Annotated in this window: 23 protein-coding genes and 1 pseudogene; 6 read left to right on the top strand and 18 right to left on the bottom strand. The window is 70.0% G+C overall.

Annotated elements, in window-relative coordinates; genetic code table 11:
- Positions 1 to 32: 32 nt before the first annotated feature.
- Genes ligA through EJC51_RS33615 form a run of 4 tightly spaced genes read right to left on the bottom strand, consistent with a single transcriptional unit; the run spans position 33 to position 4,528 of the window.
- A complete protein-coding gene (ligA, locus tag EJC51_RS33630) occupies positions 33 to 2,225 on the bottom strand; it encodes an NAD-dependent DNA ligase LigA (protein WP_126274501.1) in 2,193 nt (730 codons plus the stop codon).
- A gap of 15 nt (positions 2,226 to 2,240) precedes the next feature.
- On the bottom strand, positions 2,241 to 3,248 hold the full coding sequence (locus EJC51_RS33625; RefSeq protein WP_126274500.1) for a methionine synthase: 1,008 nt from the start codon (positions 3,246 to 3,248) through the stop codon (positions 2,241 to 2,243).
- Positions 3,249 to 3,282: 34 nt separating this feature from the next.
- The gene (locus EJC51_RS33620; RefSeq protein ID WP_126274499.1) at positions 3,283 to 3,981 is read right to left on the bottom strand and encodes an SDR family oxidoreductase; all 699 of its coding nucleotides are present in this window, start codon (positions 3,979 to 3,981) and stop codon (positions 3,283 to 3,285) included.
- Between the two features lie 7 nt (positions 3,982 to 3,988).
- On the bottom strand, positions 3,989 to 4,528 hold the full coding sequence (locus EJC51_RS33615) for an LOG family protein (protein WP_126274498.1): 540 nt from the start codon (positions 4,526 to 4,528) through the stop codon (positions 3,989 to 3,991).
- A 51-nt stretch (positions 4,529 to 4,579) separates the two neighbouring features.
- On the opposite strand from EJC51_RS33615, the gene EJC51_RS33610 reads away from it, so the two are divergent.
- Both EJC51_RS33610 and EJC51_RS33605 read left to right on the top strand, forming a co-directional pair.
- Entirely contained in the window at positions 4,580 to 4,906 is a 327-nt protein-coding gene (locus EJC51_RS33610) for a DUF427 domain-containing protein (protein WP_059198137.1), read from the top strand.
- 29 nt (positions 4,907 to 4,935) lie between these two features.
- Positions 4,936 to 5,718 carry an alpha/beta fold hydrolase gene (locus EJC51_RS33605; RefSeq protein WP_126274497.1) on the top strand — a complete coding sequence of 261 codons (783 nt, stop codon included), beginning with the start codon at positions 4,936 to 4,938 and terminating at the stop codon, positions 5,716 to 5,718.
- Positions 5,719 to 5,759: 41 nt separating this feature from the next.
- Here EJC51_RS33605 and mnmA read toward each other — a convergent pair whose 3' ends face one another.
- Complete coding sequence (mnmA, locus tag EJC51_RS33600) at positions 5,760 to 6,887, bottom strand: tRNA 2-thiouridine(34) synthase MnmA (RefSeq protein ID WP_126274496.1); 1,128 nt, start codon at positions 6,885 to 6,887, stop codon at positions 5,760 to 5,762.
- Between the two features lie 60 nt (positions 6,888 to 6,947).
- On the opposite strand from mnmA, the gene EJC51_RS33595 reads away from it, so the two are divergent.
- Positions 6,948 to 7,613, top strand: coding sequence for an N-acetylmuramoyl-L-alanine amidase (locus tag EJC51_RS33595; protein ID WP_126274495.1), 666 nt, complete (start codon positions 6,948 to 6,950; stop codon positions 7,611 to 7,613).
- A gap of 44 nt (positions 7,614 to 7,657) precedes the next feature.
- Here the strand turns inward: EJC51_RS33595 and EJC51_RS33590 are convergent, their stop codons facing one another.
- The 3 genes from EJC51_RS33590 to EJC51_RS47890 form a co-directional block, all read right to left on the bottom strand.
- On the bottom strand, positions 7,658 to 8,821 hold the full coding sequence (locus tag EJC51_RS33590; protein ID WP_126274494.1) for a cysteine desulfurase family protein: 1,164 nt from the start codon (positions 8,819 to 8,821) through the stop codon (positions 7,658 to 7,660).
- 64 nt (positions 8,822 to 8,885) lie between these two features.
- A complete protein-coding gene (locus EJC51_RS33585) occupies positions 8,886 to 9,170 on the bottom strand; it encodes a DUF4190 domain-containing protein (protein WP_126274493.1) in 285 nt (94 codons plus the stop codon).
- Positions 9,171 to 9,208: 38 nt separating this feature from the next.
- Complete coding sequence (locus EJC51_RS47890; RefSeq protein ID WP_097269263.1) at positions 9,209 to 9,373, bottom strand: hypothetical protein; 165 nt, start codon at positions 9,371 to 9,373, stop codon at positions 9,209 to 9,211.
- A gap of 146 nt (positions 9,374 to 9,519) precedes the next feature.
- On the opposite strand from EJC51_RS47890, the gene EJC51_RS33580 reads away from it, so the two are divergent.
- The gene (locus EJC51_RS33580; RefSeq protein WP_126274492.1) at positions 9,520 to 10,146 is read left to right on the top strand and encodes a TetR family transcriptional regulator; all 627 of its coding nucleotides are present in this window, start codon (positions 9,520 to 9,522) and stop codon (positions 10,144 to 10,146) included.
- A gap of 25 nt (positions 10,147 to 10,171) precedes the next feature.
- Here EJC51_RS33580 and EJC51_RS33575 read toward each other — a convergent pair whose 3' ends face one another.
- Both EJC51_RS33575 and EJC51_RS33570 read right to left on the bottom strand, forming a co-directional pair.
- A complete protein-coding gene (locus EJC51_RS33575; RefSeq protein ID WP_126274491.1) occupies positions 10,172 to 10,528 on the bottom strand; it encodes a hypothetical protein in 357 nt (118 codons plus the stop codon).
- A gap of 192 nt (positions 10,529 to 10,720) precedes the next feature.
- Positions 10,721 to 11,054: pseudogene (locus tag EJC51_RS33570) on the bottom strand (WYL domain-containing protein); the annotation flags it as partial.
- Positions 11,055 to 11,184: 130 nt separating this feature from the next.
- Between EJC51_RS33570 and EJC51_RS33565 the strand changes: the two are divergent.
- Positions 11,185 to 11,763 carry a TIGR03086 family metal-binding protein gene (locus tag EJC51_RS33565; RefSeq protein WP_126274490.1) on the top strand — a complete coding sequence of 193 codons (579 nt, stop codon included), beginning with the start codon at positions 11,185 to 11,187 and terminating at the stop codon, positions 11,761 to 11,763.
- Here the strand turns inward: EJC51_RS33565 and EJC51_RS33560 are convergent.
- The gene (locus tag EJC51_RS33560; protein WP_126274489.1) at positions 11,750 to 12,604 is read right to left on the bottom strand and encodes a thioesterase family protein; all 855 of its coding nucleotides are present in this window, start codon (positions 12,602 to 12,604) and stop codon (positions 11,750 to 11,752) included. The genes EJC51_RS33565 and EJC51_RS33560 overlap by 14 nt on opposite strands.
- 146 nt (positions 12,605 to 12,750) lie before the next feature.
- On the opposite strand from EJC51_RS33560, the gene EJC51_RS33555 reads away from it, so the two are divergent.
- A complete protein-coding gene (locus EJC51_RS33555; protein ID WP_126274488.1) occupies positions 12,751 to 13,974 on the top strand; it encodes an alpha/beta hydrolase in 1,224 nt (407 codons plus the stop codon).
- Here the strand turns inward: EJC51_RS33555 and EJC51_RS33550 are convergent.
- The 7 genes from EJC51_RS33550 to EJC51_RS33520 form a co-directional block, all read right to left on the bottom strand.
- Complete coding sequence (locus EJC51_RS33550; RefSeq protein WP_126274487.1) at positions 13,883 to 14,539, bottom strand: trimeric intracellular cation channel family protein; 657 nt, start codon at positions 14,537 to 14,539, stop codon at positions 13,883 to 13,885. The genes EJC51_RS33555 and EJC51_RS33550 overlap by 92 nt on opposite strands.
- 46 nt (positions 14,540 to 14,585) lie before the next feature.
- Complete coding sequence (locus EJC51_RS33545; protein ID WP_126274486.1) at positions 14,586 to 15,986, bottom strand: M1 family metallopeptidase; 1,401 nt, start codon at positions 15,984 to 15,986, stop codon at positions 14,586 to 14,588.
- A 98-nt stretch (positions 15,987 to 16,084) separates the two neighbouring features.
- Positions 16,085 to 17,341 (bottom strand): ABC transporter ATP-binding protein, encoded by a 1,257-nt coding sequence (locus EJC51_RS33540; protein WP_165951361.1) that lies wholly within the window; start codon positions 17,339 to 17,341, stop codon positions 16,085 to 16,087.
- A gap of 11 nt (positions 17,342 to 17,352) precedes the next feature.
- Positions 17,353 to 18,450, bottom strand: a complete 1,098-nt coding sequence (locus EJC51_RS33535; RefSeq protein WP_126274484.1) for an ABC transporter ATP-binding protein — start codon at positions 18,448 to 18,450, stop codon at positions 17,353 to 17,355.
- The gene (locus tag EJC51_RS33530) at positions 18,447 to 19,445 is read right to left on the bottom strand and encodes an ABC transporter permease (protein ID WP_126274483.1); all 999 of its coding nucleotides are present in this window, start codon (positions 19,443 to 19,445) and stop codon (positions 18,447 to 18,449) included. Before EJC51_RS33530 ends, EJC51_RS33535 begins: the two co-directional genes overlap by 4 nt.
- Positions 19,446 to 19,555: 110 nt before the next feature.
- Positions 19,556 to 21,355: an ABC transporter substrate-binding protein gene (locus EJC51_RS33525; RefSeq protein WP_126274482.1), complete on the bottom strand. Its 1,800-nt coding sequence runs from the start codon at positions 21,353 to 21,355 to the stop codon at positions 19,556 to 19,558.
- A 69-nt stretch (positions 21,356 to 21,424) separates the two neighbouring features.
- Entirely contained in the window at positions 21,425 to 22,432 is a 1,008-nt protein-coding gene (locus EJC51_RS33520; RefSeq protein WP_126274481.1) for an ABC transporter permease, read from the bottom strand.
- Between the last annotated feature and the right edge of the window lie 108 nt (positions 22,433 to 22,540).

Raw genomic sequence — 22,540 nt, 5'->3', positions numbered from 1 at the left:
CCGATCGGGTGGCCTTCAACCGCTGCTCCGCCCTACTCCTCGATGGGAAGTGCGACTTCGGCGGCTGCTTCCGGACCCTGTTCGAGCAGGACGTTGAAGCCGTCCTCGTTCAGAACGGGCACCTTGAGCTGCATCGCCTTGTCGTACTTCGAACCAGGATTGTCACCCACAACCACGAAAGACGTCTTCTTCGAAACAGAACCGGTCACTTTCGCTCCGCGCGACTGAAGGGCGTCCTTGGCGCCGTCGCGGGTGAAGTGCTCCAGGGTGCCGGTGACGACGACGGTGAGGCCTTCGAGGGGGCGGGGGCCTTCGTCCTCGCCGGTCTTCTCCTGCTCGAAGGAGACTCCGGCTTCCTTCCATTTGCGGACGATCTCGCGGTGCCAGTCCTCCGCCAGCCACTCCTTGACGGATGCGGCGATGATCTCGCCCACGCCGTCCGTGTTGGCCAGCTCCAGCTCGGTGGCCTGCTCGATCCGCTCGATCGAACGGAACTCCCGGGCCAGCGCCTGGGCGGCGACCGGTCCGACATGGCGGATGGAGAGTCCGTTGAGGAAGCGGGCGAACGGCCGGGTCTTGGCCTCCTCGATGTTCCTGAGCAGCGCCAGGGTGTTCTTCTTCGGCTCGCCCTCCTTGTTGGCGAAGACCGTGACGACCTTCTCCTCGCCCGTCTCGGGGTCCCGCTTGGGCAGGCCGCTGTCCTTGTCCCGGACGTACGCCTTGATCGGGAGCAGCTTCTCCACGGTCAGGTCGAAGAGGTCGCCCTCGTCGACGAGCGGCGGATCGGCCGGCTCCAGCGGGCGGGTGAGGGCGGCGGCGACGACCTCACCGAAGTGCTCGATGTCCAGGCACTCCCGGCCCGCGAGGTAGGACACACGCTCCCGCAACTGGGCCGGGCAGGTACGGGCGTTGGGACACCGCAGATCGATGTCGCCCTCCTTCATGGGCTTCAGCGGTGTTCCGCACTCCGGGCACTCGGCCGGCATCACGAACTCCCGCTCGCTGCCGTCCCGCAGGTCGACCACCGGGCCGAGGATCTCCGGGATGACGTCCCCGGCCTTGCGCAGCACCACCGTGTCCCCGATGAGGACGCCCTTCGCCTTGACGACCTCCTGGTTGTGCAGGGTGGCGAACTCGACCTCGGAGCCCGCGACCGTCACGGGCTCGACCTGGGCGTACGGCGTGACGCGACCGGTGCGGCCGACACCGACCTTGATGTCGATCAGCTTGGTGTTGACCTCTTCCGGCGCGTACTTGTACGCGATCGCCCAGCGCGGGGCGCGTGCCGTGGAGCCGAGGCGGCCCTGGAGACGGATCTCGTCGAGCTTGATGACGGCGCCGTCGATCTCGTGCTCCACCGAGTGCCGGTTCTCGCCGAAGTACGCGATGAACTCCCGTACGCCGTCGAGGTCGTCGACCACCTTGTTGTGCTTGGCGGTGGGCAGGCCCCAGGTCTTGAGGAGGTCGTAGGCCTGGGAGAGGCGGGTCATGCCGTCGAAGCCCTCCAGGGCGCCGATGCCGTGCACGACCATGTGGAGCGGGCGGGAGGCGGTGACGCGCGGGTCCTTCTGGCGCAGCGAACCGGCCGCCGCGTTGCGCGGGTTGGCGAAGGGCTTGTCGCCGGCCTCGACCAGGCGGGCGTTGAGCTCCTCGAACTTCTCCATCGGGAAGTAGACCTCGCCGCGGATCTCCACGAGGTCGGGGATCTTGTCGCCCTTCAGCCGGTCCGGGATCTCGGCGATGGTGCGGACGTTGGGCGTGATGTCCTCGCCGGTGCGGCCGTCGCCGCGGGTCGCCGCGCGGGTGAGGCGGCCGCGCTCATAGGTGAGGTTGACGGCGAGGCCGTCCACCTTCAGCTCGCACAGGAGGTGGTACTCGGCGCCGCCGACGTCCTTGGCGACGCGATCGGCCCACGCGGCGAGCTCCTCGTCGCTGAACGCGTTGTCCAGGGAGAGCATGCGTGAGCGGTGCTCGACGGACGTGAACTCGGTCTCGTAGGCCCCCGCGACCTTCTGCGTGGGCGAGTCGGGCGTGCGCAGCTCCGGGTACTCGTCCTCCAGCGCCTCCAGGGACCTCAGGAGCTTGTCGAAGTCCGCGTCGCTGATGACGGGGGCGTCCTTCACGTAGTACCGGAAGCGGTGCTCCTCGATCTGCTCAGCGAGCTGCGCGTGCTGCTCCCGTGCCTCCGTGGGCACCGTCGTCTCCGCTTGCTTGTCGCCGGCCACCGTGTTGTCCTCCCGTTACTCTGGGTTGTCCGCGAGAGATCTCGCCGCCTGGACGCAGTGGGCGAGAGCCCTGCGCGCGTACTCCGGGGAGGCCCCCGCGAGGCCGCACGCCGGAGTGACCGTCACCGCCTCCGCGAGAAGCCCCGGATGCAGCCCCAGCCTGCGCCACAGCGTCCTGACACCCATGACGCTACCGGCAGGGTCTGACAATGCCGCGTCCGTGCCCGGCACGACACCGGCGAAGAGCCGGGTACCCCCTTCCACCGCCTCGCCGATCGCGTCGTCGTCACGCTCGGTGAGGAGCGAGAAGTCGAAGGAGACCGCGTCCGCGCCCGCCCGGCGCAGCAGGGCGAACGGGACGTCCGGTGCGCACGAGTGGACCACGACGGGGCCGTCGGCGTGAACCCCGACGACATCGCGGAGCGTGGACTCGACGACCTGCCGGTCGACGGCGCGGTAGGTGCGGTAGCCGCTGGCGGTCTTGACGTGCCCGCGGAGCACGGCGACGAGGGAGGGCTCGTCGAGCTGGAGGACGAGCTGGGCGCCCGGGATGCGGCGGCGGACCTCGGCGAGATGCTCTCGCAGTCCCTCGGCGAGGGAGCCGGCGAGGTCACGGCAGGCGCCCGCGTCGGAGAGGGCGGACTCGCCGTTGCGCAGCTCCAGGGCGGCGGCGAGGGTCCAGGGGCCGACGGCCTGCACCTTCAGCTGTCCCTCGTACCCCTGGGTGAACTCCTCCAGCGCGTCGAGGTCTTCGCCGAGCCAGGACCGGGCCCGTTTGGTGTCCCGGCCCGGCCGGTCCCCGAGCCGCCAGCCGCTGGGCTCCACGCGCGCGTACATCTCGACGAGCATCCCGGCGCTCCGGCCGATCATGTCGGCGCCGGGCCCGCGGGCGGGGAGCTCGGGCAGGAACGGGAAGTCCTCGACGGAGCCCGTCGCCGTCTTGGCGGCTTCCCGGGCGTCCCCGCCGGGCAGGGAGCCGACGCCGGTGGCGGCGGCGAAGGTGAACTGGCTGTTGGCACTCACCTGGACAGCGTATGCAACCCCGCCGGCCGTTCCGTCAGCGTCCCGGCCGCACAGTCAGGTCGTTGACCTCCGCGTCCCGGGGCAGGTCGAGCGCCATCAGGACGGTCGTCGCCACCGACTCGGGGTCGATCCACTTCGAGGCGTCGTACTCCTTGCCCTCCTGCTGGTGGACCTTGGCCTGCATCGGGCTCGCGGTGCGGCCGGGGTACACCGAGGTGACCCGGACGCCGTTGCCGTGCTCCTCGTGGCGCAGGGAGTCGGCGAGGGCCTTGAGGCCGTGCTTGGAGGCGGCGTACGCGGACCAGTCGGCGTGGGCGTTGAGGCCCGCGCCCGAGTTCACGAAGACCACGTGGCCGCGGGCGGCACGGAGTTGGGGCAGGAAGTGGCGGGTCAGCTCGGCCGGGGAGATCAGGTTGACGTTCAGCTGGTGGCGCCAGGACTTCGGGGTGAGGTCGCCGACCGGGCCGAGGTCGACGACGCCGGCGATGTGCAGCAGGGAGTCGACCCGGTCGGGAAGCGACTGGTGGGAGAAGGCCCAGGACAGCTTGTCCGGGTCCGCCAGGTCGCCGACGAGCGTCCTCGCGCCGGGGAACTCCGCCGCCAGTTCCTTCGCGCGGCCGGCGTCGCGCGCGTGCAGGACGAGGTCGTCCCCGCGCGCGTGGAGGCGGCGGGCGACGGCCGCGCCGATGCCGGAGCCCGCCCCGGTGATCACATGAGTAGCCATGGTCGTCATCGTCGCACTACGCGACGCCCTGTCCTTCCTCCAGGTACGCGAGCGCCCCCACCGGCTCCTCGGCGAAGAACACCAGGTCGGTGAGGGGCAGGGGCAGGAAGCCCTCGTCCTCCATGCGCCGGAACTGTTCCTTCAACCCGTCGTAGAAACCGGCGGTGTTGAGCAGGACCACCGGCTTGTCGGTGTGGCCGTGCTTCTTCAGTTCCAGGATCTCGGTGGCCTCGTCGAGGGTGCCGGTGCCGCCCACCATGATGACGACCGCGTCGGCCTTCTCCAGGAGGAGCCGCTTGCGCTCGGCGAGGTCCTTGGCGATGACCATCTCGTCGACGGCCGGGCGGACCTTGGCGGCGAGGAACTCCACCGACACCCCGACGAGCTTGCCGCCCGCCTCCTGCACGCCGTCGGCGACGACCTTCATCAGGCCCACGTCCGAGCCGCCCCACACGAGCGTGTGCCCGCCCTTGCCCAGCAGTTTCGCGAACTCGCGCGCGGGGCGCGTGTAACGGTCGTCGAGGTCGGCGGCGGAGAGGAAGACACAGATACGCATGGGGCCACCGTACGCGGGAAGAATCGCGGGCCCGCGCGCGCTGTTCCTCGCATGGCCTCAGGACACACGATCACCATCGAGCAAGGCGACCGGCACGTGCGCGTGGTGCACGGCGACCAGGTGCTGGCGGAGAGCGAACGGCCGCTGATCCTGAAGGAGACGGGCTCTCCGGTGCGGTACTACCTGCCCCCCGAGGACGTCCGCCTCGATCTCCTGACCCCCTCCGACACCCACACCTACTGCCCCTTCAAGGGCACGGCGTCCTACTGGTCGCTGCCCGACGCGGCGGACCTGGTGTGGTCCTATCCCGACCCCAAGCCCGACGTCGCGCAGATCAAGGACCACCTCTGCTTCTACGAGGTGGAGATCACCGATTAGTTCCGTGGTCCGTGGAAGTCTCCACAGACATGGACAAGAAGACTCTTTCCCGCGACGGCACCCCCATCGCCTACGACAGCACCGGCCAGGGACCCGCCGTCATTCTCGTGAGCGGCGCGATGTCGACGGGCGGCTCGATGGCGCCGCTGGCCGCGGCCCTCGCCGATCGGTTCACGGCCTTCGTGTACGACCGGCGGGGCCGCGGCGAGAGCGGCGACACGGCCCCGTACGCGGTGCAGCGTGAGGTCGAGGACCTCGCCGCGCTGATCGGGGCGGCGGGCGGTGAGGCGTGTCTGTGCGGCGTCTCGTCGGGCGGGGCGCTGGTGCTGGAGGCGGCGGCGAGCGGGCTGCCGGTCCGCAGGGCCGCCGTGTACGAGACGCCGTTCGCCGACTTCTCCGAGGAGGGTGCGAAGGAGCGCGCCGCGTACACGGAGAACCTGACCGCCGCGCTCGCGGAGGGCCGGCGCGGGGCCGCCGTCGAGCTGTTCATGCGGCTCGCCGGCATGCCCGACGAGATGATCGAGGGCGCCCGGCAGTCCCCCATGTGGGCGGGCATGGAGGCGGCCGCACCGAGCCTCGCCTACGACAACACCGTCATGGGAGACGGCCTGGTCCCCCGCGACCGGCTGGCCTCGATCCCCGTCCCCGTGCTGGCCGTCGCGGGCGGCGCGAGCCCCGAGTGGCTGCGCGAGGCCACGCGCGCGGTCGCGGAGGCGGTGCCGCGGGGGTCGTACCGGAGCCTGGAGGGTCAGACCCACATGGTGGATCCGAACGCCCTGGCCCCGGTGCTCGCCGAGTACTTCACGCCGTAGCGGCGGCCGGCCGCTTCACGTCGTAGCGACCGCCGTGCACTTCACGCCGTGGCGGTCGCCGTCGCACGCGAGGTCGTCGCGATCGTCGCCGAGCCCACCACGCGCGTGCCGTCGTACAGCACGATCGCCTGGCCGGGGGCGACGCCCCGGACCGGTTCGGTGAACGAGACCCGCAGCTCGCCGTCGACCAGCTCCGCGGTCACCTCGGTCTCGCCGCCGTGGGCGCGGAGCTGGGCGGTGTAGGTGCCGGGGCCCTCGGGGGCCGTGCCGCACCAGCGCGGCTTGATGGCCGTCAGGGCGCTGACGTCGAGGGAGGCGGCCGGGCCGACCGTCACCGTGTTGTTGACCGGGGAGATGTCCAGGACGTAGCGCGGCTTGCCGTCGGCGGCCGGGGTGCCGATCCGCAGGCCCTTGCGCTGGCCGATGGTGAAGCCGTACGCGCCCTCGTGGGTGCCGACCTTGGCGCCGGACTCGTCGACGATGTCGCCCTCGGCCTTGCCGAGCCGGTTCGCGAGGAAGCCCTGGGTGTCGCCGTCGGCGATGAAGCAGATGTCGTGCGAGTCGGGCTTCTTCGCCACCGCCAGGCCCCTGCGCTCGGCCTCCGCGCGGATCTCGTCCTTCGTCGTGACCGTGTCGCCCAGCGGGAAGAGGGCGTGGGCGAGCTGCTTCTCGTCGAGGACGCCGAGGACGTACGACTGGTCCTTCGCCATGTCGGAGGCGCGGTGCAGCTCGCGGGTGCCGTCCTCGCGGACGATCACCTGGGCGTAGTGGCCGGTGCAGACCGCGTCGAAGCCGAGGGCGAGCGCCTTGTCGAGGAGCGCCGCGAACTTGATCTTCTCGTTGCAGCGCAGGCACGGGTTCGGGGTGCGGCCGGCCTCGTACTCGGCGACGAAGTCCTCGACGACGTCCTCGCGGAAGCGGTCGGCGAGGTCCCAGACGTAGAACGGGATGCCGATGACGTCGGCGGCGCGGCGGGCGTCGCGGGAGTCCTCGATGGTGCAACAGCCACGCGCGCCCGTGCGGAACGATTGCGGGTTCGCCGAGAGGGCGAGGTGGACACCGGTCACGTCATGGCCGGCTTCCGCGGCGCGGGCGGCGGCGACGGCGGAGTCCACGCCGCCGGACATGGCGGCGAGGACGCGGAGGGGGCGCTGCGTGGAGTGAGTCATAACCCCTCCAGGGTACGGGGGCGCGGGAACCGAAGCCCACGAGTATCCGTTCACGATCACATGGGGGCGACAGAGGCATCCAAGGACGGCGATCGGCGCCTCGGCCGGCGCGCTCTGCTGATCGGCGGCGCGGCGGCCGCCGTCGGCACGGGCGTGCTGGCCCGGGACGAGCTGGCGCGCCTGTGGTGGCGTACGCCCGGGGTGGAGAAGCCGCGCAAGGAGGGCGAGGTCGACTACGCGAGCGCGCGGTGGGTGGCGGCGTCGGAGGCGAACTGGCGGCGCGCGGACCGGCCCGACGACTACGGCATCGACATGGTGATCATCCATGTCACCCAGGGCAGCCTCGCCAGCGCGGTGAAGGCCTTCCAGGACCCCGGCCACCAGGCGGCGGCGCACTACATAGTCGGCCGGGACGGCCGCGTCACCCAGATGATCCGCGAGCTGGACGTGGCGTACCACGCGGGCAACCGCGACTACAACGAACGCAGTGTCGGCATCGAGCACGAGGGCTTCGTGGACCGGCCCGAGGACTTCACCACCGCGATGTACGCGTCCTCGGCCCGGCTGACGGCGAGGATCTGCGCGCGCTACGACATACCCGTCGACCGCGAGCACATCATCGGCCATGTGGAGGTGCCGGGGACGGACCACACCGACCCGGGCGAGCACTGGGACTGGGACCGGTACATGAAGCTGGTGCGAAGGGCGCGTACGGCGACGGCGTGAGCCCCCTGCGCCAGCCCCCGCCTCCTACGTCAGCTCCCCGGCCCCTACGTCAGCCCCGCCGCCCGCGCCCGTTCCACCGCGGGGCCGATCGCCTTGGCCACCGCCTCGACGTCCGCCTCGGTGGAGGTGTGGCCGAAGGAGAAGCGGAGGGTGCCACGGGCCAGGTCCGGGTCGGTGCCAGTGGCGAGGAGGACATGGCTGGGCTGGGCGACGCCGGCGGTGCAGGCGGAGCCGGTGGAGCACTCGATGCCCTGGGCGTCGAGGAGCAGCAGGAGCGAGTCGCCCTCGCAGCCGGGGAACGTGAAGTGTGCGTTGGCCGGGAGCCGGTCCACCGGGTCGCCGCCGAGGATCGCGTCCGGTACCGCCGTACGCACCGCCTCGACCAGGGCGTCGCGCAGGGCGCCGATCTCGCGGGCGAACCACTCGCGCTGCTCGGCGGCGAGCCGGCCGGCGACGGCGAAGGAGGCGATGGCGGGCACGTCGAGGGTGCCGGAGCGGACATGGCGCTCCTGGCCGCCGCCGTGCAGGACGGGGACGGGGGTGTACTCGCGGCCCAGCAGCAGGGCGCCGATGCCGTAGGGGCCGCCGACCTTGTGGCCGGAGACGGTCATCGCGGCGAGCCCGGAGGCGGCGAAGTCGACGGGGATCTGGCCGTAGGCCTGGACCGCGTCGGCGTGCAGCGGGACGTCGAACTCGGCGCAGACATCGGCCAGTTCGTGGACCGGCAGGATGGTGCCGATCTCGTTGTTGGCCCACATGACGGTGGCGAGGGCCACGTCGTCGGGGTCGCGGGCGATGGCCTCGCGCAGGGCGTCGGGGTGGACGCGGCCGTACATGTCGACGGGGAGGTACTCGACGGTGGCGCCCTCGTGTTCGCCGAGCCAGTGGACGGCGTCCAGGACGGCGTGGTGCTCCACGGGGCTGGCGAGCACCCGGGTGCGGGCCGGGTCGGCGTCGCGGCGGGACCAGTACAGGCCCTTCACGGCGAGGTTGTCGGCCTCGGTGCCGCCGGAGGTGAAGACGACCTCGCTGGGGCGGGCGCCAAGGGATTCGGCGAGCGCCTCGCGGGACTCCTCGACGGTGCGCCTCGCGCGGCGGCCGGCCGCGTGGAGGGCGGAGGCGTTGCCGGTGACGGCCAGCTGGGCGGTGAGCGCCTCGACTGCCTCGGGAAGCATCGGGGTGGTCGCGGCGTGGTCGAGGTAAGCCATGGTGCGTCGATTCTACGGGGCCGCGTTCGGAAGCCTCATGGCAAGGCTCCCCGGCGCCGGGACCTCAGAAGCTCCAGGACACGGTGCTGTCCATCTGCATGACCGTCACGAGGACCAGGAGGTCGGCGACGCCCAGGCCCAGGCCGAGGAAGGCACGGCCGCGGCGGGCGGTGCCGCGCCACAGGGCGACGGTGGCCAGGGCGATGGCGACCGGGCCGAGGAAGACGTTCAGGACGAGCAGGCCCAGGAGGCCGAGGATGAAGGACGCCACGGCCATGCCGTCGGCGTCGCGGGCTCCGGTGCGGCGGCTGCTGGTGGTGGTGCTGTTGGCCGGTGCGGTGAGCTGCATGGTGATCAATCCCCCAGGATCAGGTGGGTGGAGCGGGCTCAGTGAGCGGACGAGTTGCGGCGGGCGTGGCGCTCACGGAGCGCGAAGATGCCCAGCCAGGCGGCGATGACGGCCGCGGCGACGGCGGTGAAGGCGAACGGCGCGTGGGCGACGGTGCCCAGGACGGCGCCGAAGAGCAGAAGTGCGGCGACGAGGAACAGCATGGGATGCAACCCCCTCCGGGACGCCCCTCGTGGGCGTCTCTCGTTACATTTCGGTGAACAGTTGTAGTAACACTTGTTCACTGACTACAGAGTCTAGCGCGTACGACGACTTCTCAATTCCAGAGAACAGTTGTTTACTGCATGGCATGAGTCACACCCTCGGCATCCGGCAGGCCCAGAAGCAGAAGACCCGACAGGCGCTCCTGGACGCGGCGTTGGGACTGTTGGAGGAGCAGAGCCTGAGCAGCCTGGGCCTGCGCGAGGTCACGCGCGCGGTCGGCGTCGCCCCGACCGCCTTCTACCGGCACTTCCGCTCCACCGCCGATCTCGGCGTGGCACTGGTCGAGGACACGCTGGGCAGCCTGCACCCCATGATTCGGACGACGGTGTCCACGGCGGACGACAGCGAACAGCGCATAGCGCGCGCCGTCGAGCTGATCGCCCGTCACGTGGACGCGTACCCCGCCCATATCCGTTTTATCGCCCGGGAACGACATGGCGGGGTCCAGCCGGTGCGGGACGCCATCCGGGAGCAACTGGCCCGGTTCGGCCAGGAGGTGAAGGACGAGCTGGCCAAGGACCCCGAGTCGGCCGGCTGGAGCGACGACGACCTCCTCATGCTCGCCAACCTGTACGTCGACCAGATGCTGATCACCGCCTCGCTGTTCCTGGAGGCCCAGGAGGCCGCCCCTGAGGAGCGGGACCGGGTGATCCAGGTGGCGACCCGCCAGATGCGGCTGATCAGCATCGGCCGTCATCACTGGCTGGGCTGAGGCCCCGGCCCTACGACCCGCGCGGTCAGCTCTTCGTCGCCGACGAGGTCGCCTGCGGGCTGGGCGCACCGCTCGGCACACCGCCGGGCATCCCGCCCCCGGCGCCGGGGCCACCGCAGCCGCCGCCCTGACCGCCGCCGGGGCCACCCTGGCCGCCCGCCGTGGGAGCGCCCGAGGGTGCGCCGCTGGGCCTCCCCGAGGGGTTGCCGCTGGGCGCGCCGGAGGGGTTGCCGCTGGGCGCGCCGGAGGGCGCCTGGCAGGACTGCTGCCCGGAGTTGCCGCTGTTCGAGGAGGACGACGAGTCCCCCGAGCCACAGGCCACCAGGGCGAGGGGCGAGAGCGCCAGCAGGGCCATCGCGGGGACGAGACGCACGCGCTTCATGAGAAACAACTCCAAGAAGAGTGAGGGGAGTCTTGAGGCGGGCACTCAACCAACGCGCCTTGGGGCTTCCTTGGGCCCGCACTGTCCCCGGCCTGTGCGTCAGGCAAAGCGGCCCTAAAGCAGCCCCTCTGACCTGGGGTTCTCTGCCGACTCCCCGCCTGCTCGCTGGTACAGCTCCGTGACAGAAGCGGCCGCGAGTTCGACGCCCGGCCGCCGCCGCTCGGCGTCCGCCGGCACGGTCGCCGCGCGCACCCGGTCCGCGCGGAACAGGCACGGCCGCGCCCTGCGGTCGGCGACCAGGTACCAGACGCCCGCCTTGGAGACGAGGTCGTACGGGTCGACGGTGTACGTCCGGATCTCGCGCTCCCCGCTGTGCCGGGAGCGCCGCCATCACCTTGCGCAGGGCGGAACCGAGCGCGGTGTCGAGGCCGAGGGCGGCGTGCGCGCCCTGCGCGGCCAGGATGAACAGGGCGCGGGACTCGTCGGCGGTCAGTCCGGTACCGTCCGTGCGGAAGCCGGCGAGGAGTTACAGGAGGCGGTCGGGCTTCACGGCCCCAGGATGCCTCCCGTGCCGCGAGCGCCGCCGTCACGAGCGGCGGCTGTCCGGTTTTCCGGGAATGCTCGAAGGAGCACGCCCCCCACGGAGAGGCTTCGCCATGACGGACGCCCGCCCCTTGTTCGCCCGCGCCACCACCCAGGCCGCGGATCTGATCGGCACGGTCCGGCCGGAGCAGTTGTCCGGTCCCACGCCCTGTACCGAGTACGACGTCCGCACCCTGCTCAGCCATGTCGTCGGCGCCTGCACGCGGATCGCGGTGTGCGGTGAGCGCGGGGACGGGCTGCACGTCCGGATGTTCGTGGACGGCGTCCCGGACGACGGCTGGCCACGGGCGTACGAGGACGTCAGGGGCCGGGTCGTCGCCGCGTGGGCGAGCGACGAGCGGCTGGCGACGCCGGTGCGGGTGCCGTGGGGGGAGGTGCCGGGCCGGGAGGCGCTGCCCCTGTACGTGATGGAGGTCGTCACGCACACCTGGGACCTCTGGGAGGGGCTGGGCCGCCCGCTCTCCCTCGACACCGAACTGGCCGAGTACTCGCTCGCCGTCGCGCACGAGGCCCTGCCGGACGGTCCGCGTACGGACCACCCGTTCCAGCCGGTGGTGCCGACTCCCGAAGGGGCCGACGTCTACGGGGAGTTGGCGGCCTGGCTCGGAAGGCGGCCGCTCAGCCCAGTCTGACCCGCGCCAGCTGGCGGGACTGGGCCACCAGGCGGTCCGCGCTGTCCCAGACCTCGGCGTCCTCCTCCAGGAAGCCGCCGGCGAGGTTGCGGGTGGTGATCGAGACGCGCAGCGGGCCGGGGGCCGGGCGGCAGCGGACGTGGACCGTCAGCTCGACCGTGGGGACCCAGCCCTTGAGGCCGATCTCGAAGGCGGTCGGCGGCAGCGCGTCCACCGCGAGCAGCAGGGAGAGGGGGTCGGCGTCGCGGCCGTCGGCGAGGCCGAACCAGGAGCGCATCTCGCCCTTGCCGGACGGGGCGCCGAGGGCCCAGCCCAGGGTCGAGGGGTCCAGCTTGAGCATCAGCCGGTCGGTGATGGCCGAGCTGCCGTCGACGGGGGCCGGTCCGTCCTCGGGGCCGAAGCACTCGTCCATGGGCGGGAACACCGGCGGCTTCGCCGCGGTACGGACGTCGTCGGGGAGCGAGTCGAGGTCGCCGTAGGAGGCGAGGACGCGGATGCGCTCGACCTCGGCGCCCTCCTCGTCGTACTGGAAGAGCGAGGCCTGGCCGGTGGAGAGGGTGCGGCCGGTGCGGACCACGTCCGTGCGGATCACCGCGGGGCCCGGCTGGGACGCGGTGAGGTAGTGCGCGGAGATGGTGAACGGGTCGGCGTGCGGCAGGGCGTCCGCGAGGGCGCGGCCGAGGACGGCCAGCAGATAGCCGCCGTTGACGGCGTTGATGATCGTCCAGCCGGCGGAGAGGTCGATGTCGTAGACACCCGGTTCCCGGCGGGTGACCGCGGTGTCCCGGTCGAACTCGCTGTCGCCGATCGTGGCGCGCGTGACGGAGGCTGCTTCTGGCATGGGTGAACGGTACAACAGCTAACTACTAAGCGGTAGCTTTGTCGAACACGGCCACGCCCTACCCCCAGGTGAGACCCGGGCAATTTCTCGGTAAGTGTCCGTACTCGTCCGTAAACCCGGGGCCCGGTCTCGCCCTCTGTAGGGACATGAGCCTCACCGGGACCACGTTCCTTTACACGCTGATCGTGCTGTCCGTCGTCGCCGTTCTGCTTCCGCTGGCGCTGTGGTCGCGGCTGCGCGGGCCGAAACCACTGCGGGCCCTGGGCCGGCTGTTGATGGTGCTGTTCGCCCAGAGCACGGCCGTCGCACTCGTCTTCGTGCTGGTCAACAACGAGAACAACCTGTACGACAACTGGGCCGACCTCCTCGGCACCGGCAACCACGTCGAGCAGGCCGCCAACCTCGGGGCCGACGGCACCGGCGGCATCGCGCTGAAACGGTTGCCCAGGGTCCGCCAGCAGTTCTCCCCCGCCTCCGGCCCCGGCATGGGCGGCGTCCGCGTCACCCAGCTCAAGGGCCGGGTGTCGGGCGTGAACGCCGAGGTCTACGTCTGGCTGCCGCCGCAGTACCACCAGGCCGCCTACCGGCACCACAAGTTCCCCGTGGTGGAGCTGCTGTCGGGCTACCCGGGCTCGGCGAAGGCCTGGTTCGGGTCGCTGCACGCGGTGCACCAGCTCCAGCCGCTGATGCGGGACGGCAAGGTCGCGCCGTTCATCCTGGTCGCCCCGCGGATGAACCTGCTCGCCGGGGTCGACACCGGGTGCGCCAACATCACGGGCACCGTGAACGCCGACAGCTGGCTCAGCATCGACGTGCCGAAGATGGTCACGGACAACTTCCGCGCCCAGCCGGGCCCCACGGGCTGGGCCGCCGCCGGGTACTCCGCGGGCGGCCACTGCGCGACCAAGCTCGCCGTCGCCCACCCCGACCGCTACCGGGCCGCGATCAGCATGTCCGGCTACAACGACCCGATCGGCGAACGCAACTCGCTGGCCGCCGAGACCCCCGCCCTGCGCCGCGCCAACAACCCCTACGTCCTGCTGCGCGAGGCCCGCACCCCGCCCGCGATCGCGCTCTACCAGTCGGGCCAGCCGGGCGACGGCTACGAGGCGGCCACCGGCCTCGAACAGATCGCGAAGGCCCCGACGACCGTGCACGTCGTCTACATCCCCAAGAGCGCGGGCGGCCACAACATGGCGCTGTGGCGGCCCCAGGTGATCCCGGCCTTCCACTGGCTGACGGAGGAGATGGGGCTGCTGCACGGCCGAGCGGGCGGCCCTACTCCTCGCGTACGGTCGACCGGCGGTTCCAGGCCCGCGGAGCTCGCCAGTGGTAGCGCATCGCCAGCAACCGCAGCACGAAAGCCGTGATCGCGGCGAGGGAGCTGGTGACCGGGGTCAGGGTGTCGTAGCGGATGCAGAGCACCACCATCGTGGCGCCGACGATCGCCGGGACCGCGTACAGGTCGCGGTCCCAGCGCAGCAAGGACGGCACCTCGTTGGCGAGCACGTCACGCAGCACACCGCCGCCGACCGCGGTGGCGAGGCCGAGGGTGGCGGACTGGGTGAGGCCGAGACCGTAGTCGTACGCCTTCGTCGTCCCCGTCACGCAGAACAGGCCGAGGCCCGCCGCGTCGAAGACGTTCACACCGAGCTGGATGCGCTCCACCTGCGGGTGCAGGAAGACGATCAGCAACGCGGCGAGCAGCGGGGTGACGAAGTACCCCAGGTCGGTGAAGGCGGCCGGGGGTACCGCGCCGATGATCAGGTCCCGGAACAGCCCTCCGCCCAGCGCGGTGACCTCGGCGAGGACGGCGATGCCGAAGACGTCGAAGTTCTTGCGCACGGCCAGCAGCGCGCCGGAGATGGCGAAGACGAAGATGCCGATCAGGTCGAGCGTGTGCTGGACGGAGGGGGCAAACAGTGGCTCAAGCACCCCACATTCTTACCTATGAGCGGGGGTGAACCTTGCAATGCAAGGGCTACCCGGCCGGAAGAGCCGGTTTCCCTGTGGTGAACAGCCAGGTCTGGAACAGGTCGTCCAGCTGCTGTCCGGAGATCTTCTCCGCGAGCCGGACGAAGTCGGCCGTGTTGGCGTTGCCGTAGCGGTGGATCTTCGTCCAGGCCGGCAGCAGCTTGAAGAAGGCCGCGTCACCGATGCGTTCGCGTAGCACCTGGAGGGTCATCGCGCCGCGCTGGTAGACCGCGGAGGCGAACATGGTGTCGCGCTGCGGATCGCCGACGGTGATCTGCCAGAAGGGGGCGTCGGCCGGACGGGCGTTGTAGCCGGCCAGGAACGAGTCGTGGGCGCTGCGGGTGCCCTGGTGCTCGGCCCACAGCCACTGGGCGTAGGTGGCGAAGCCCTCGTTGAGCCAGATGTCCTTCCAGCGCTCCACCGACACCGAGTCGCCGAACCACTGGTGGGCCAGCTCGTGCACGATCGTCGTCTCGTTGCGCACGGCCGAGTAGACCGGCTTCGACTGCACCTCCAGCGAGAACCCCGCCTCGGGCATGTCGTCGACGATCGCGCCGGTCTCCTCGAAGGGGTAGGGCCCGAAGACCTCGGACCAGTAGTCGGTGGCGGCGGCCGTGACGGCGTACACGTCGACGTTGTTGCCGTTCGCGAGGACGGGGTCGATCGCGACGTAGATCGGGGTGCCGCCGGGGGTGGTGCCGGTCCTGACGTCGAACTTCCCGATCGTCGCGGTCGCGAGATAGGTCGCCATCGGCTTGGTCTCGCGCCAGTGGGTGTACGTCGAGCCGCCCTTGTCGTACGTCGACACGAGCCGGCCGTTGGAGACGCCGGTCAGGCCCTTGGGCGCCTTGATGCGGATGTCGTAGGTGGCCTTGTCGGCGGGGTGGTCGCTGGACGGGAACCAGGTGGAGGCGGCGTTGGGTTCGCAGGCGACGAAGACACCGTCGGCCGTCTTCATCCAGCCGTAGTTCGAGCCGAACACGATCGGGCCGCCGAGGGGTTCGGGGACGCCCCCGTAGGTGACCCGGACGGTGAAGTCACGGCCCTTGGGAAGCGCGCCGCGCGGGGTGATGCGCAGTTCGTCGCCGTCGCGGGTGAACTGGGCACGTCTGCCGTTCACTTCGACTCCGGTGACCTCCAACTGCTGGAGGTCGAGGTCGAAGGCGGAGAGGTTCTGGGTGGCGCGGGCGGTGAGCGTCGTACGGCCGTCGAGGCGGTCGGTGTCCGGGTTGTACGCCACGTCGAGGTCGTAGTGGCGGGCGTCGAAGCCGCCGTTGCCGAGGAGGGGGAAGTAGGGGTCGCCGAGGCCGGCCCCTCCAGGGGTCGGCGCGGAGGAGGCTGCGATGACCATGAAAGAAGCCGCCGCGGTAGCGACGGCTCCTAAGCGTGCCGAACGGGAGAGTCTCATGGTGTCGTCCCTTTCGAGCGTGTGCCGATAAGTCGGACACGGACGACTGTGGACTCTCCCGGTCGGGCATGTGCATGACTTTGCCAAGTCGTCATGCGTTACTTGTCGGTTGACTCCTGACCATCGGCTTCCGTTTCCTCGGAGGCGGACGCCTCTTCGGAGGCAGAAACCTCTTCGGAGGCGGACGCCTCTTCGGCAGCGACCTCCGCGGCGACAGCCGCCGACGTCTCCGCGCTCTCCGCCAGAACCTCGTCCGCCACCAGCTCCGCCGCTTCCTTCGCGACCGTCAGCAGGACCGTGTCCTGCGGAGCCTGGTCCTCGAAGTTCTCCGGGTGGTGGCAGGCGACCTGCTGACCCGGCTTCAGCTCGACGAGCTTCGGCTCGGTCGTCTTGCAGATCTCCGTCGCCTTCCAGCACCGGGTGTGGAAGCGGCAGCCGCTCGGCGGGGAGATCGGCGAGGGCACGTCGCCCTTGAGCAGGATGCGCTCGGACTTGGCGTTCTTGCGCCGCGGGTCCGGGATCGGCACCGCCGACATGAGCGCCTTGGTGTACGGATGCATCGGCGCCTTGTACAGCGACTCGCGGTCCGCCAGCTCGACGATCTTGCCGAGGTACATCACCGCGATCCGGTCCGAGACGTGCCGGACGACCGACAGGTCGTGCGCGATGATCACGTACGTCAGGCCGAGCTCCTGCTGGAGGTCGTCAAGCAGGTTCACGACCTGGGCCTGGATCGACACGTCGAGCGCGGAGACCGGCTCGTCGGCCACGACCAGCTTCGGGTTCAGGGCGAGCGCGCGGGCGATGCCGATGCGCTGGCGCTGACCGCCGGAGAACTCGTGCGGATAGCGGTTGTAGTGCTCGGGGTTGAGGCCCACGACCGACAGCAGCCGCTGGACCTCCGCCTTGATCCCGCCCTCGGGCGTGACGCCCTGGAGCTTGAAGGGGGCCCCGACGATCGTGCCGATGGTGTGGCGCGGGTTCAGCGACGAGTACGGGTCCTGGAAGATCATCTGCACGTCGCGGCGGAGCGGGCGCATACCGCCGACGCCGAGGTGCGTGATGTCCTGGCCCTCGAACTCGACCTTGCCGGCCGTCGGTTCGAGCAGCCGCGTGATCAGCCGGCCCATCGTCGACTTGCCGCAGCCGGACTCGCCCACGACACCGAGGGTCTCGCCGGACTTGACCTCGAAGTCGATGCCGTCGACCGCGCGGACCGCGCCGACCTGCCGCTGGAGCAGGCCCTTCTTGATCGGGAAGTGCTTCTGGAGCCCGGTCACCTTGAGCAGGGTCTCGCCGGGGGCGGCGTCGGCCTTGGTGACCAGGGTGCCGTCGCTCTGCGCAGGGATGCTCACTTTGTCCTCGCTCACAGCTTCGGCGCAATCTCTTCGGTCCAGATCCGCTCCCGCTGCTCCTGCGTCATGTGGCAGGCGGCCCAGTGCTGACTGCCGACCTCGGCGAGCTCCGGGCGGACCGTGCGGGTGACGTTGTCCTTCGGGATGTCCGCGTACGGGCAGCGCGGGTTGAAGGCGCAGCCGGACGGGATGTTGATCAGCGAGGGCGGGGAGCCCTTCACCGGGATCAGGCGCTCCTGCTGCTCACGGTCGAGGCGGGGCATCGAGCCGAGCAGACCCCAGGTGTAGGGGTGGCGGGGCTCGTAGAACACCTTCTCGGCCGGACCGCGCTCGACGCAGCGGCCGCCGTACATCACCAGGATGTCGTCGGCGAGCTCGGCGACGACGCCCAGGTCGTGGGTGATGATGATGACCGCGGAGCCGAACTCCTTCTGCAAGTCCCGGATCAGGTCGAGGATCTGCGCCTGGACGGTCACGTCCAGGGCGGTCGTCGGCTCGTCCGCGATGAGCAGTTCGGGGTTGTTGACCAGCGACATCGCGATCATCGCGCGCTGGCGCATACCGCCGGAGAACTCGTGCGGGTAGTTGTCCACCCGCTTGTCCGGCTGCGGGATGCCGACCCGGTCGAGCATCTCGACCGCGCGCTTCTTCGCGGTCTTCTTGTCCACGTTGTGGTGGATGCGGTACGCCTCCACGATCTGCTGGCCGATCGTGTAGTACGGGTGCAACGCGGACAGCGGGTCCTGGAAGATCATCGCCATCTCGCGGCCGCGCAGCTTGCGCACGTGGTCCGGGTCGGCGGTGAGCAGCTCGGTGCCGTCCAGCCAGATCTCGCCGGAGATCTGCGCCTTGCGCTTGCCGTACTGGCCGGCGGTGTGCAGGCCCATGATGCCGAGCGAGGTCACCGACTTGCCGGAGCCGGACTCGCCGACGATGCCGAGGGTCTTGCCCTTCTCCAGCTTGAAGGAGAGCCCGTCGACGGACTTGACCAGGCCGTCGTCGGTCGGGAAGTGCACCTTCAGGTCGCGCACTTCCAGGAAGGCGGTCGGCGCGGGCGAGGCGGGGGTGGGCTCGCCCACGGCCGCTCCGCTCTTGCTGAGTTCGGTCATGCGAGCCTCACTCGGGGGTCGATCACGGCGTAGAGGATGTCCACCACGAGGTTGGCGATCAGCACCGCGAGAGAAGTGATCAGGGTGACGCCCAGAATGATGGGCAGGTCCTGGGTCTTGATGCCGTTGAGCACCGCCTGGCCGAGGCCCGGCAGGCTGAACGTCGTCTCGGTCAGGATCGCGCCGCCGATGAGGGCGCCGAGGTCCATGCCGAGCATGGTCAGGATCGGGGTCATCGTGGAGCGCATGGCGTGCTTGCCGATGACGACGCGCTCCTTGAGGCCCTTCGCGCGGGCGGTGCGGATGTAGTCCTCGCCGAGGATCTCCATCATCGTCGCCCGGGTGATCCGGGCGTACATCGCCGCGTAGAGGAAGGCGAGGGTGATCCAGGGGAGGATCATGCCGCCGAACCAGCCGGTGAAGCTCTCGTCGAGGGGCACGTACTCGCCCTCGACCCAGCCGAGACTGTACGAGAAGATCGCGAGGCTCAGCAGGCCGGTGAAGTAGATCGGGAGGGAGACACCCGCGAGGGCGACGACCATCGCGCCGCGGTCCCACAGGCTGCCCCGCTTGAGCGCGGAGAGCACACCCGCGGAGACACCGAACAGCAGCCACAGCACGGCGGCACCGAGCGCGAGACCCAGGGTCACCGGGAAGCGGTCGGTGATCACCGGCCAGATGGCCTGCTCGGTGCGGAAGGAGTACCCGAAGCACGGCGCGGCACAGTGCACGGAGTCGCCACCGCCCACGTAGGTGCGACCGGCGAACAGACCCTTGAAGAACTCCCAGACCTGGGAGTAGATCGGGTCGCTCAGGCCGAGCTTCTGCCGCACGCCCTCGACGGCGGCCGGGTCGGCCTGCTTGCCCACGAAGCTCAAGGCGACGTCGACGCCCGCCCACTTGGGGACGAGGAAGAAGATGCCGAAGACCACCATGATGATGACCACGAGCATCACTGCGGCGGCGAACAGCCGCCTGATGAGGTAAGCGAGCACAGCTCTCGGCCCGCCGCGGGCCGCGGGCCACCGGAGGTCTTCCGGTGGCCCGCGCTCCCGCGTCGCCGGCCTTCACCTGCCTTTCGTGCCGTACGGCGGGTGTGCCGGGATTACTTCGAGGACTTCAGACCGAGGTTCACGAAGTCGTACATACCGCTGTAGCCGTCCGAGGTGTAGACGTTGGCCAGGCGGTCACCGCGCCAGTTGACGAACTTCTCGAAGACGAAGGGCAGGTAGTAGCCGCCCTCCATGACCGCGTGGTTGATGTCCTTGGCGATCGCCAGCTTGCCCGCGTCGTCCTGCGTCTTCACGTAGGTGTCGAACAGACCGTTGATCTTCTTGTCGTCGATGAGGGCGAAGTTGTTGTTGCCGCTCTCGAGGATGTACTTGCCGTCCCACAGCGGCAGACCGAAGCCCTGGACCGACGGGAAGTCGGCGCCCCAGCCCATGATGATGATGCCGTAGCCCTTCTTCTTCACGTTCGAGGGGCTGCCGATGATGCCGGACGTCTGCGAACCGTCGTACTGGTCGATGTTGACGTCGATGCCGATCTTCTTCAGGGAGGCCTGGAGGGACTCGGCGGTCGCGACCTCGACCGGCTTGTTGTTACGGACCGCGATGGTGGTCTTGAAGCCGTTCGGCTTGCCGCAGGCCTTCAGCTCTTCCTTGGCCTTGGCGACGTTGCCGTTCTTGTTCGCGCCGTTCAGCTCGTACGGGTCGTACGACTGGCCCTCGGAACCGGGGACGGTCGGCGGGAGCATGTTGGTGCCGATGTCACCACCGGCGACCGGGCCACCGCGCGCGGTCTGCAGCGAGACGTGGTCGGCGCCGTAGATCACGGCCTTGCGGCAGTGCTCGTTGTCGAACGGCTTCACGCTCTGCGGGAAGGTCGCGTAGCGGATGTAGCCGGAGACCGGGTTGTCCAGGTTGGCCTTGTGCTCCTGGAGGGCGGTGGTGCGGCCCTGCGGGGACAGACCGGTCTGGTTGATGTCCAGGTCGTAGTCACCGGCGAGCAGACGAGCGTCCAGGTCGTTGGCGTTCGAGAAGAACTTGACCGAGATCTTGTCCGGGTACGCCTTGCGGATCGGGTCCGAGGCCTGGCTCCACTTGTCGTTGCGGACCAGGACCAGGTCCTTGCCCGGGCTGTACGACTGGAACTTGTACGGGCCGGAGGAGAACGGCTTCAGGCCGTACTTGGACTTGGTGTCCTTGTCCTGGCGGACCGGGGAGGCCGAGACCAGGGCGAGGATCTCCTCGAAGTCGGCGTTGGCCTGCGGCAGGTGGAAGACGATGGTCTTGTCGTCCGGGGTGTCGATCGCCTTCAGGCCGAGCTTGTCGGCGGAGGTGTCCTTGTAGGGGCCCTTGTACTCGCCCTTCGGGTCGAGGACGTCCTTCACGTAGACGGGGCCGCCGGACAGCACGTCCTGCGCCCAGACGCGCTCGATGCCGTACTTGACGTCCTTCGACGTGATCGGCTTGCCGTCCTCCCACGTGATGCCGTCACGCAGGGTGTACGTGTAGGTCTTGCCGTCGTCGGTGACCTTGGCGAGACCGGTGGCGAGGTCCGGGGTGAGCTCGGTGCCCTTCTTGCCCGGCTCGGCGGCGTTCGTGACGAGCTGGCGGCTGTAGTAGCGCGCGAAGTTCCACATGAAGCCGTAGTAACCGCGCGTGGTGTCCCACGAGTCGGCGTCCTGGGCACCGGCGAACTTCAGCTCGCCGCCCTTCTTGGCGAGCGAGGCCTGGGCGACCTTGTTGTTCGCGGCGTTGAAGCCGGCCGCGCCGGTCGCCGAGCCCTTGTCACCGCCGTCGTCGTTGCCGCCGCCGCACGCCGCCGTGGTCAGCAGCGCGGCGACCGCGGCGGCAGCGGCAAATGCCTGCTTCCGCCGCCCTGAGGTGCGTTGGGTAGTCACGATCTCGGATCCTCCGGATTTGATGAGAGACCCCGTGTCGGTGCCACGGGACGCTTTTGGTACGGCAGTTCAGCGGGAGCCCTTCGGGTCCAGCGCGTCCCGCACGCCGTCGCCGAAGAGGTTGAAGGCCAGAACGGTGATGAAGATCGCCACACCCGGGACCACCATGTAGGTGGGGTCCGACTTGTAGTAGTCGATCGCGTTCGAGAGCATCTGCCCCCAGGAGGCCGTGGGGGGCTTGACGCCCACGCCCAGGAAGCTGAGCGCCGCCTCGGTGAGGATGTTGGTGGGGATCATCATCGTCGTGTAGACGATGATCGGCGCGACCAGGTTGGGCAGCAGCTCCTTGAACAGGATGTAGAGCCGCCCGGCGCCGAGGGAGCGGGCCGCCTCGACGTATTCGCGCTCGCGCAGCGAGAGCGTCTGGCCGCGCACCACGCGTCCGATGTAGGGCCAGCCGAAGAAGCCGATGACGAGGATCATCACGAACAGGCGCACGCCCGTGCCGGAGAGTCCCAGCATGTTGTTCGGCATGACGGAGACCAGCGCGATGATGAACAGCAGCTGCGGGAAGGCCAGCAGACCGTCCATGACCCGGCTGATGGCCGAGTCGACCCAGCCGCCGAAGAAGCCGGCCAGGACACCCAGGACGGTGCCGATGATCACGGCCACGATCGCGGACAGGAAGCCGACGAGCAGCGAGATCCGGGCGCCGTAGACGATGCGCGCGAAGATGTCGCGGCCGTTGACCGGCTCGACGCCCAGCCAGTGGTCGCCGCTGATGCCGCCGAAGGACCCCTTGGGGGTGCCGAACAGCGGGTCGATCAGGTCCTTGTCGTTGTACGCGTTCGGGTCCTGCCCGTACAGGCTGGTGATCACGGGCGCGAGCAGCGCGACCGCGATGAGGACGAGCACGACGACACCGCCCGCGAGGGCGAGTTTGTCCCGCTTCAAACGCTCCCAGGCGATCCGGCCCAGGGAACGCCCCTGTACGGCCTTGGCGCCGGCGTTGACCGCCGCTTCTTCGGCCGCGCTCGGGGCCGCTTCCGCGGTCGGCTCGTGCAATGGTGCCGTCATCTGGCAGGGACCCCTCTCAACCGGCGGTAGCCGGCCCGCACTTGCCGCTGTAGCGGCGTGATCAGTCCGTCGTACACAGGGGCGAACCCACCCCTGGTGCGGGAGTCT

The sequence above is a fragment of the Streptomyces aquilus genome (assembly GCF_003955715.1).
In the GTDB taxonomy this organism is placed as follows: domain Bacteria; phylum Actinomycetota; class Actinomycetes; order Streptomycetales; family Streptomycetaceae; genus Streptomyces; species Streptomyces aquilus.
The sequence above is the reverse complement of the archived record's forward strand: the minus strand, read 5'-3'. Positions and strand labels throughout refer to the sequence as shown.

What these genes read in the sequence shown, in the direction of transcription:
- EJC51_RS33620 (WP_126274499.1), bottom strand. Translation starts at nt 3,981, where the DNA reads ATGACGACCATGGCTACTCATGTGATCACCGGGGCGGGCTCCGGCATC.
- EJC51_RS33605 (WP_126274497.1), top strand. Translation starts at nt 4,936, where the DNA reads ATGGACAAGAAGACTCTTTCCCGCGACGGCACCCCCATCGCCTACGAC.
- EJC51_RS33545 (WP_126274486.1), bottom strand. Translation starts at nt 15,986, where the DNA reads ATGAGACTCTCCCGTTCGGCACGCTTAGGAGCCGTCGCTACCGCGGCG.
- mnmA (WP_126274496.1), bottom strand. Translation starts at nt 6,887, where the DNA reads ATGACTCACTCCACGCAGCGCCCCCTCCGCGTCCTCGCCGCCATGTCC.
- EJC51_RS33610 (WP_059198137.1), top strand. Translation starts at nt 4,580, where the DNA reads ATGGCCTCAGGACACACGATCACCATCGAGCAAGGCGACCGGCACGTG.
- EJC51_RS33560 (WP_126274489.1), bottom strand. Translation starts at nt 12,604, where the DNA reads ATGCCAGAAGCAGCCTCCGTCACGCGCGCCACGATCGGCGACAGCGAG.
- EJC51_RS33580 (WP_126274492.1), top strand. Translation starts at nt 9,520, where the DNA reads ATGAGTCACACCCTCGGCATCCGGCAGGCCCAGAAGCAGAAGACCCGA.
- EJC51_RS33565 (WP_126274490.1), top strand. Translation starts at nt 11,185, where the DNA reads ATGACGGACGCCCGCCCCTTGTTCGCCCGCGCCACCACCCAGGCCGCG.
- EJC51_RS33595 (WP_126274495.1), top strand. Translation starts at nt 6,948, where the DNA reads ATGGGGGCGACAGAGGCATCCAAGGACGGCGATCGGCGCCTCGGCCGG.
- EJC51_RS33615 (WP_126274498.1), bottom strand. Translation starts at nt 4,528, where the DNA reads ATGCGTATCTGTGTCTTCCTCTCCGCCGCCGACCTCGACGACCGTTAC.
- EJC51_RS33575 (WP_126274491.1), bottom strand. Translation starts at nt 10,528, where the DNA reads ATGAAGCGCGTGCGTCTCGTCCCCGCGATGGCCCTGCTGGCGCTCTCG.
- EJC51_RS33520 (WP_126274481.1), bottom strand. Translation starts at nt 22,432, where the DNA reads ATGACGGCACCATTGCACGAGCCGACCGCGGAAGCGGCCCCGAGCGCG.
- EJC51_RS33555 (WP_126274488.1), top strand. Translation starts at nt 12,751, where the DNA reads ATGAGCCTCACCGGGACCACGTTCCTTTACACGCTGATCGTGCTGTCC.
- EJC51_RS33535 (WP_126274484.1), bottom strand. Translation starts at nt 18,450, where the DNA reads ATGACCGAACTCAGCAAGAGCGGAGCGGCCGTGGGCGAGCCCACCCCC.
- EJC51_RS33590 (WP_126274494.1), bottom strand. Translation starts at nt 8,821, where the DNA reads ATGGCTTACCTCGACCACGCCGCGACCACCCCGATGCTTCCCGAGGCA.
- EJC51_RS47890 (WP_097269263.1), bottom strand. Translation starts at nt 9,373, where the DNA reads ATGCTGTTCCTCGTCGCCGCACTTCTGCTCTTCGGCGCCGTCCTGGGC.
- EJC51_RS33585 (WP_126274493.1), bottom strand. Translation starts at nt 9,170, where the DNA reads ATGCAGCTCACCGCACCGGCCAACAGCACCACCACCAGCAGCCGCCGC.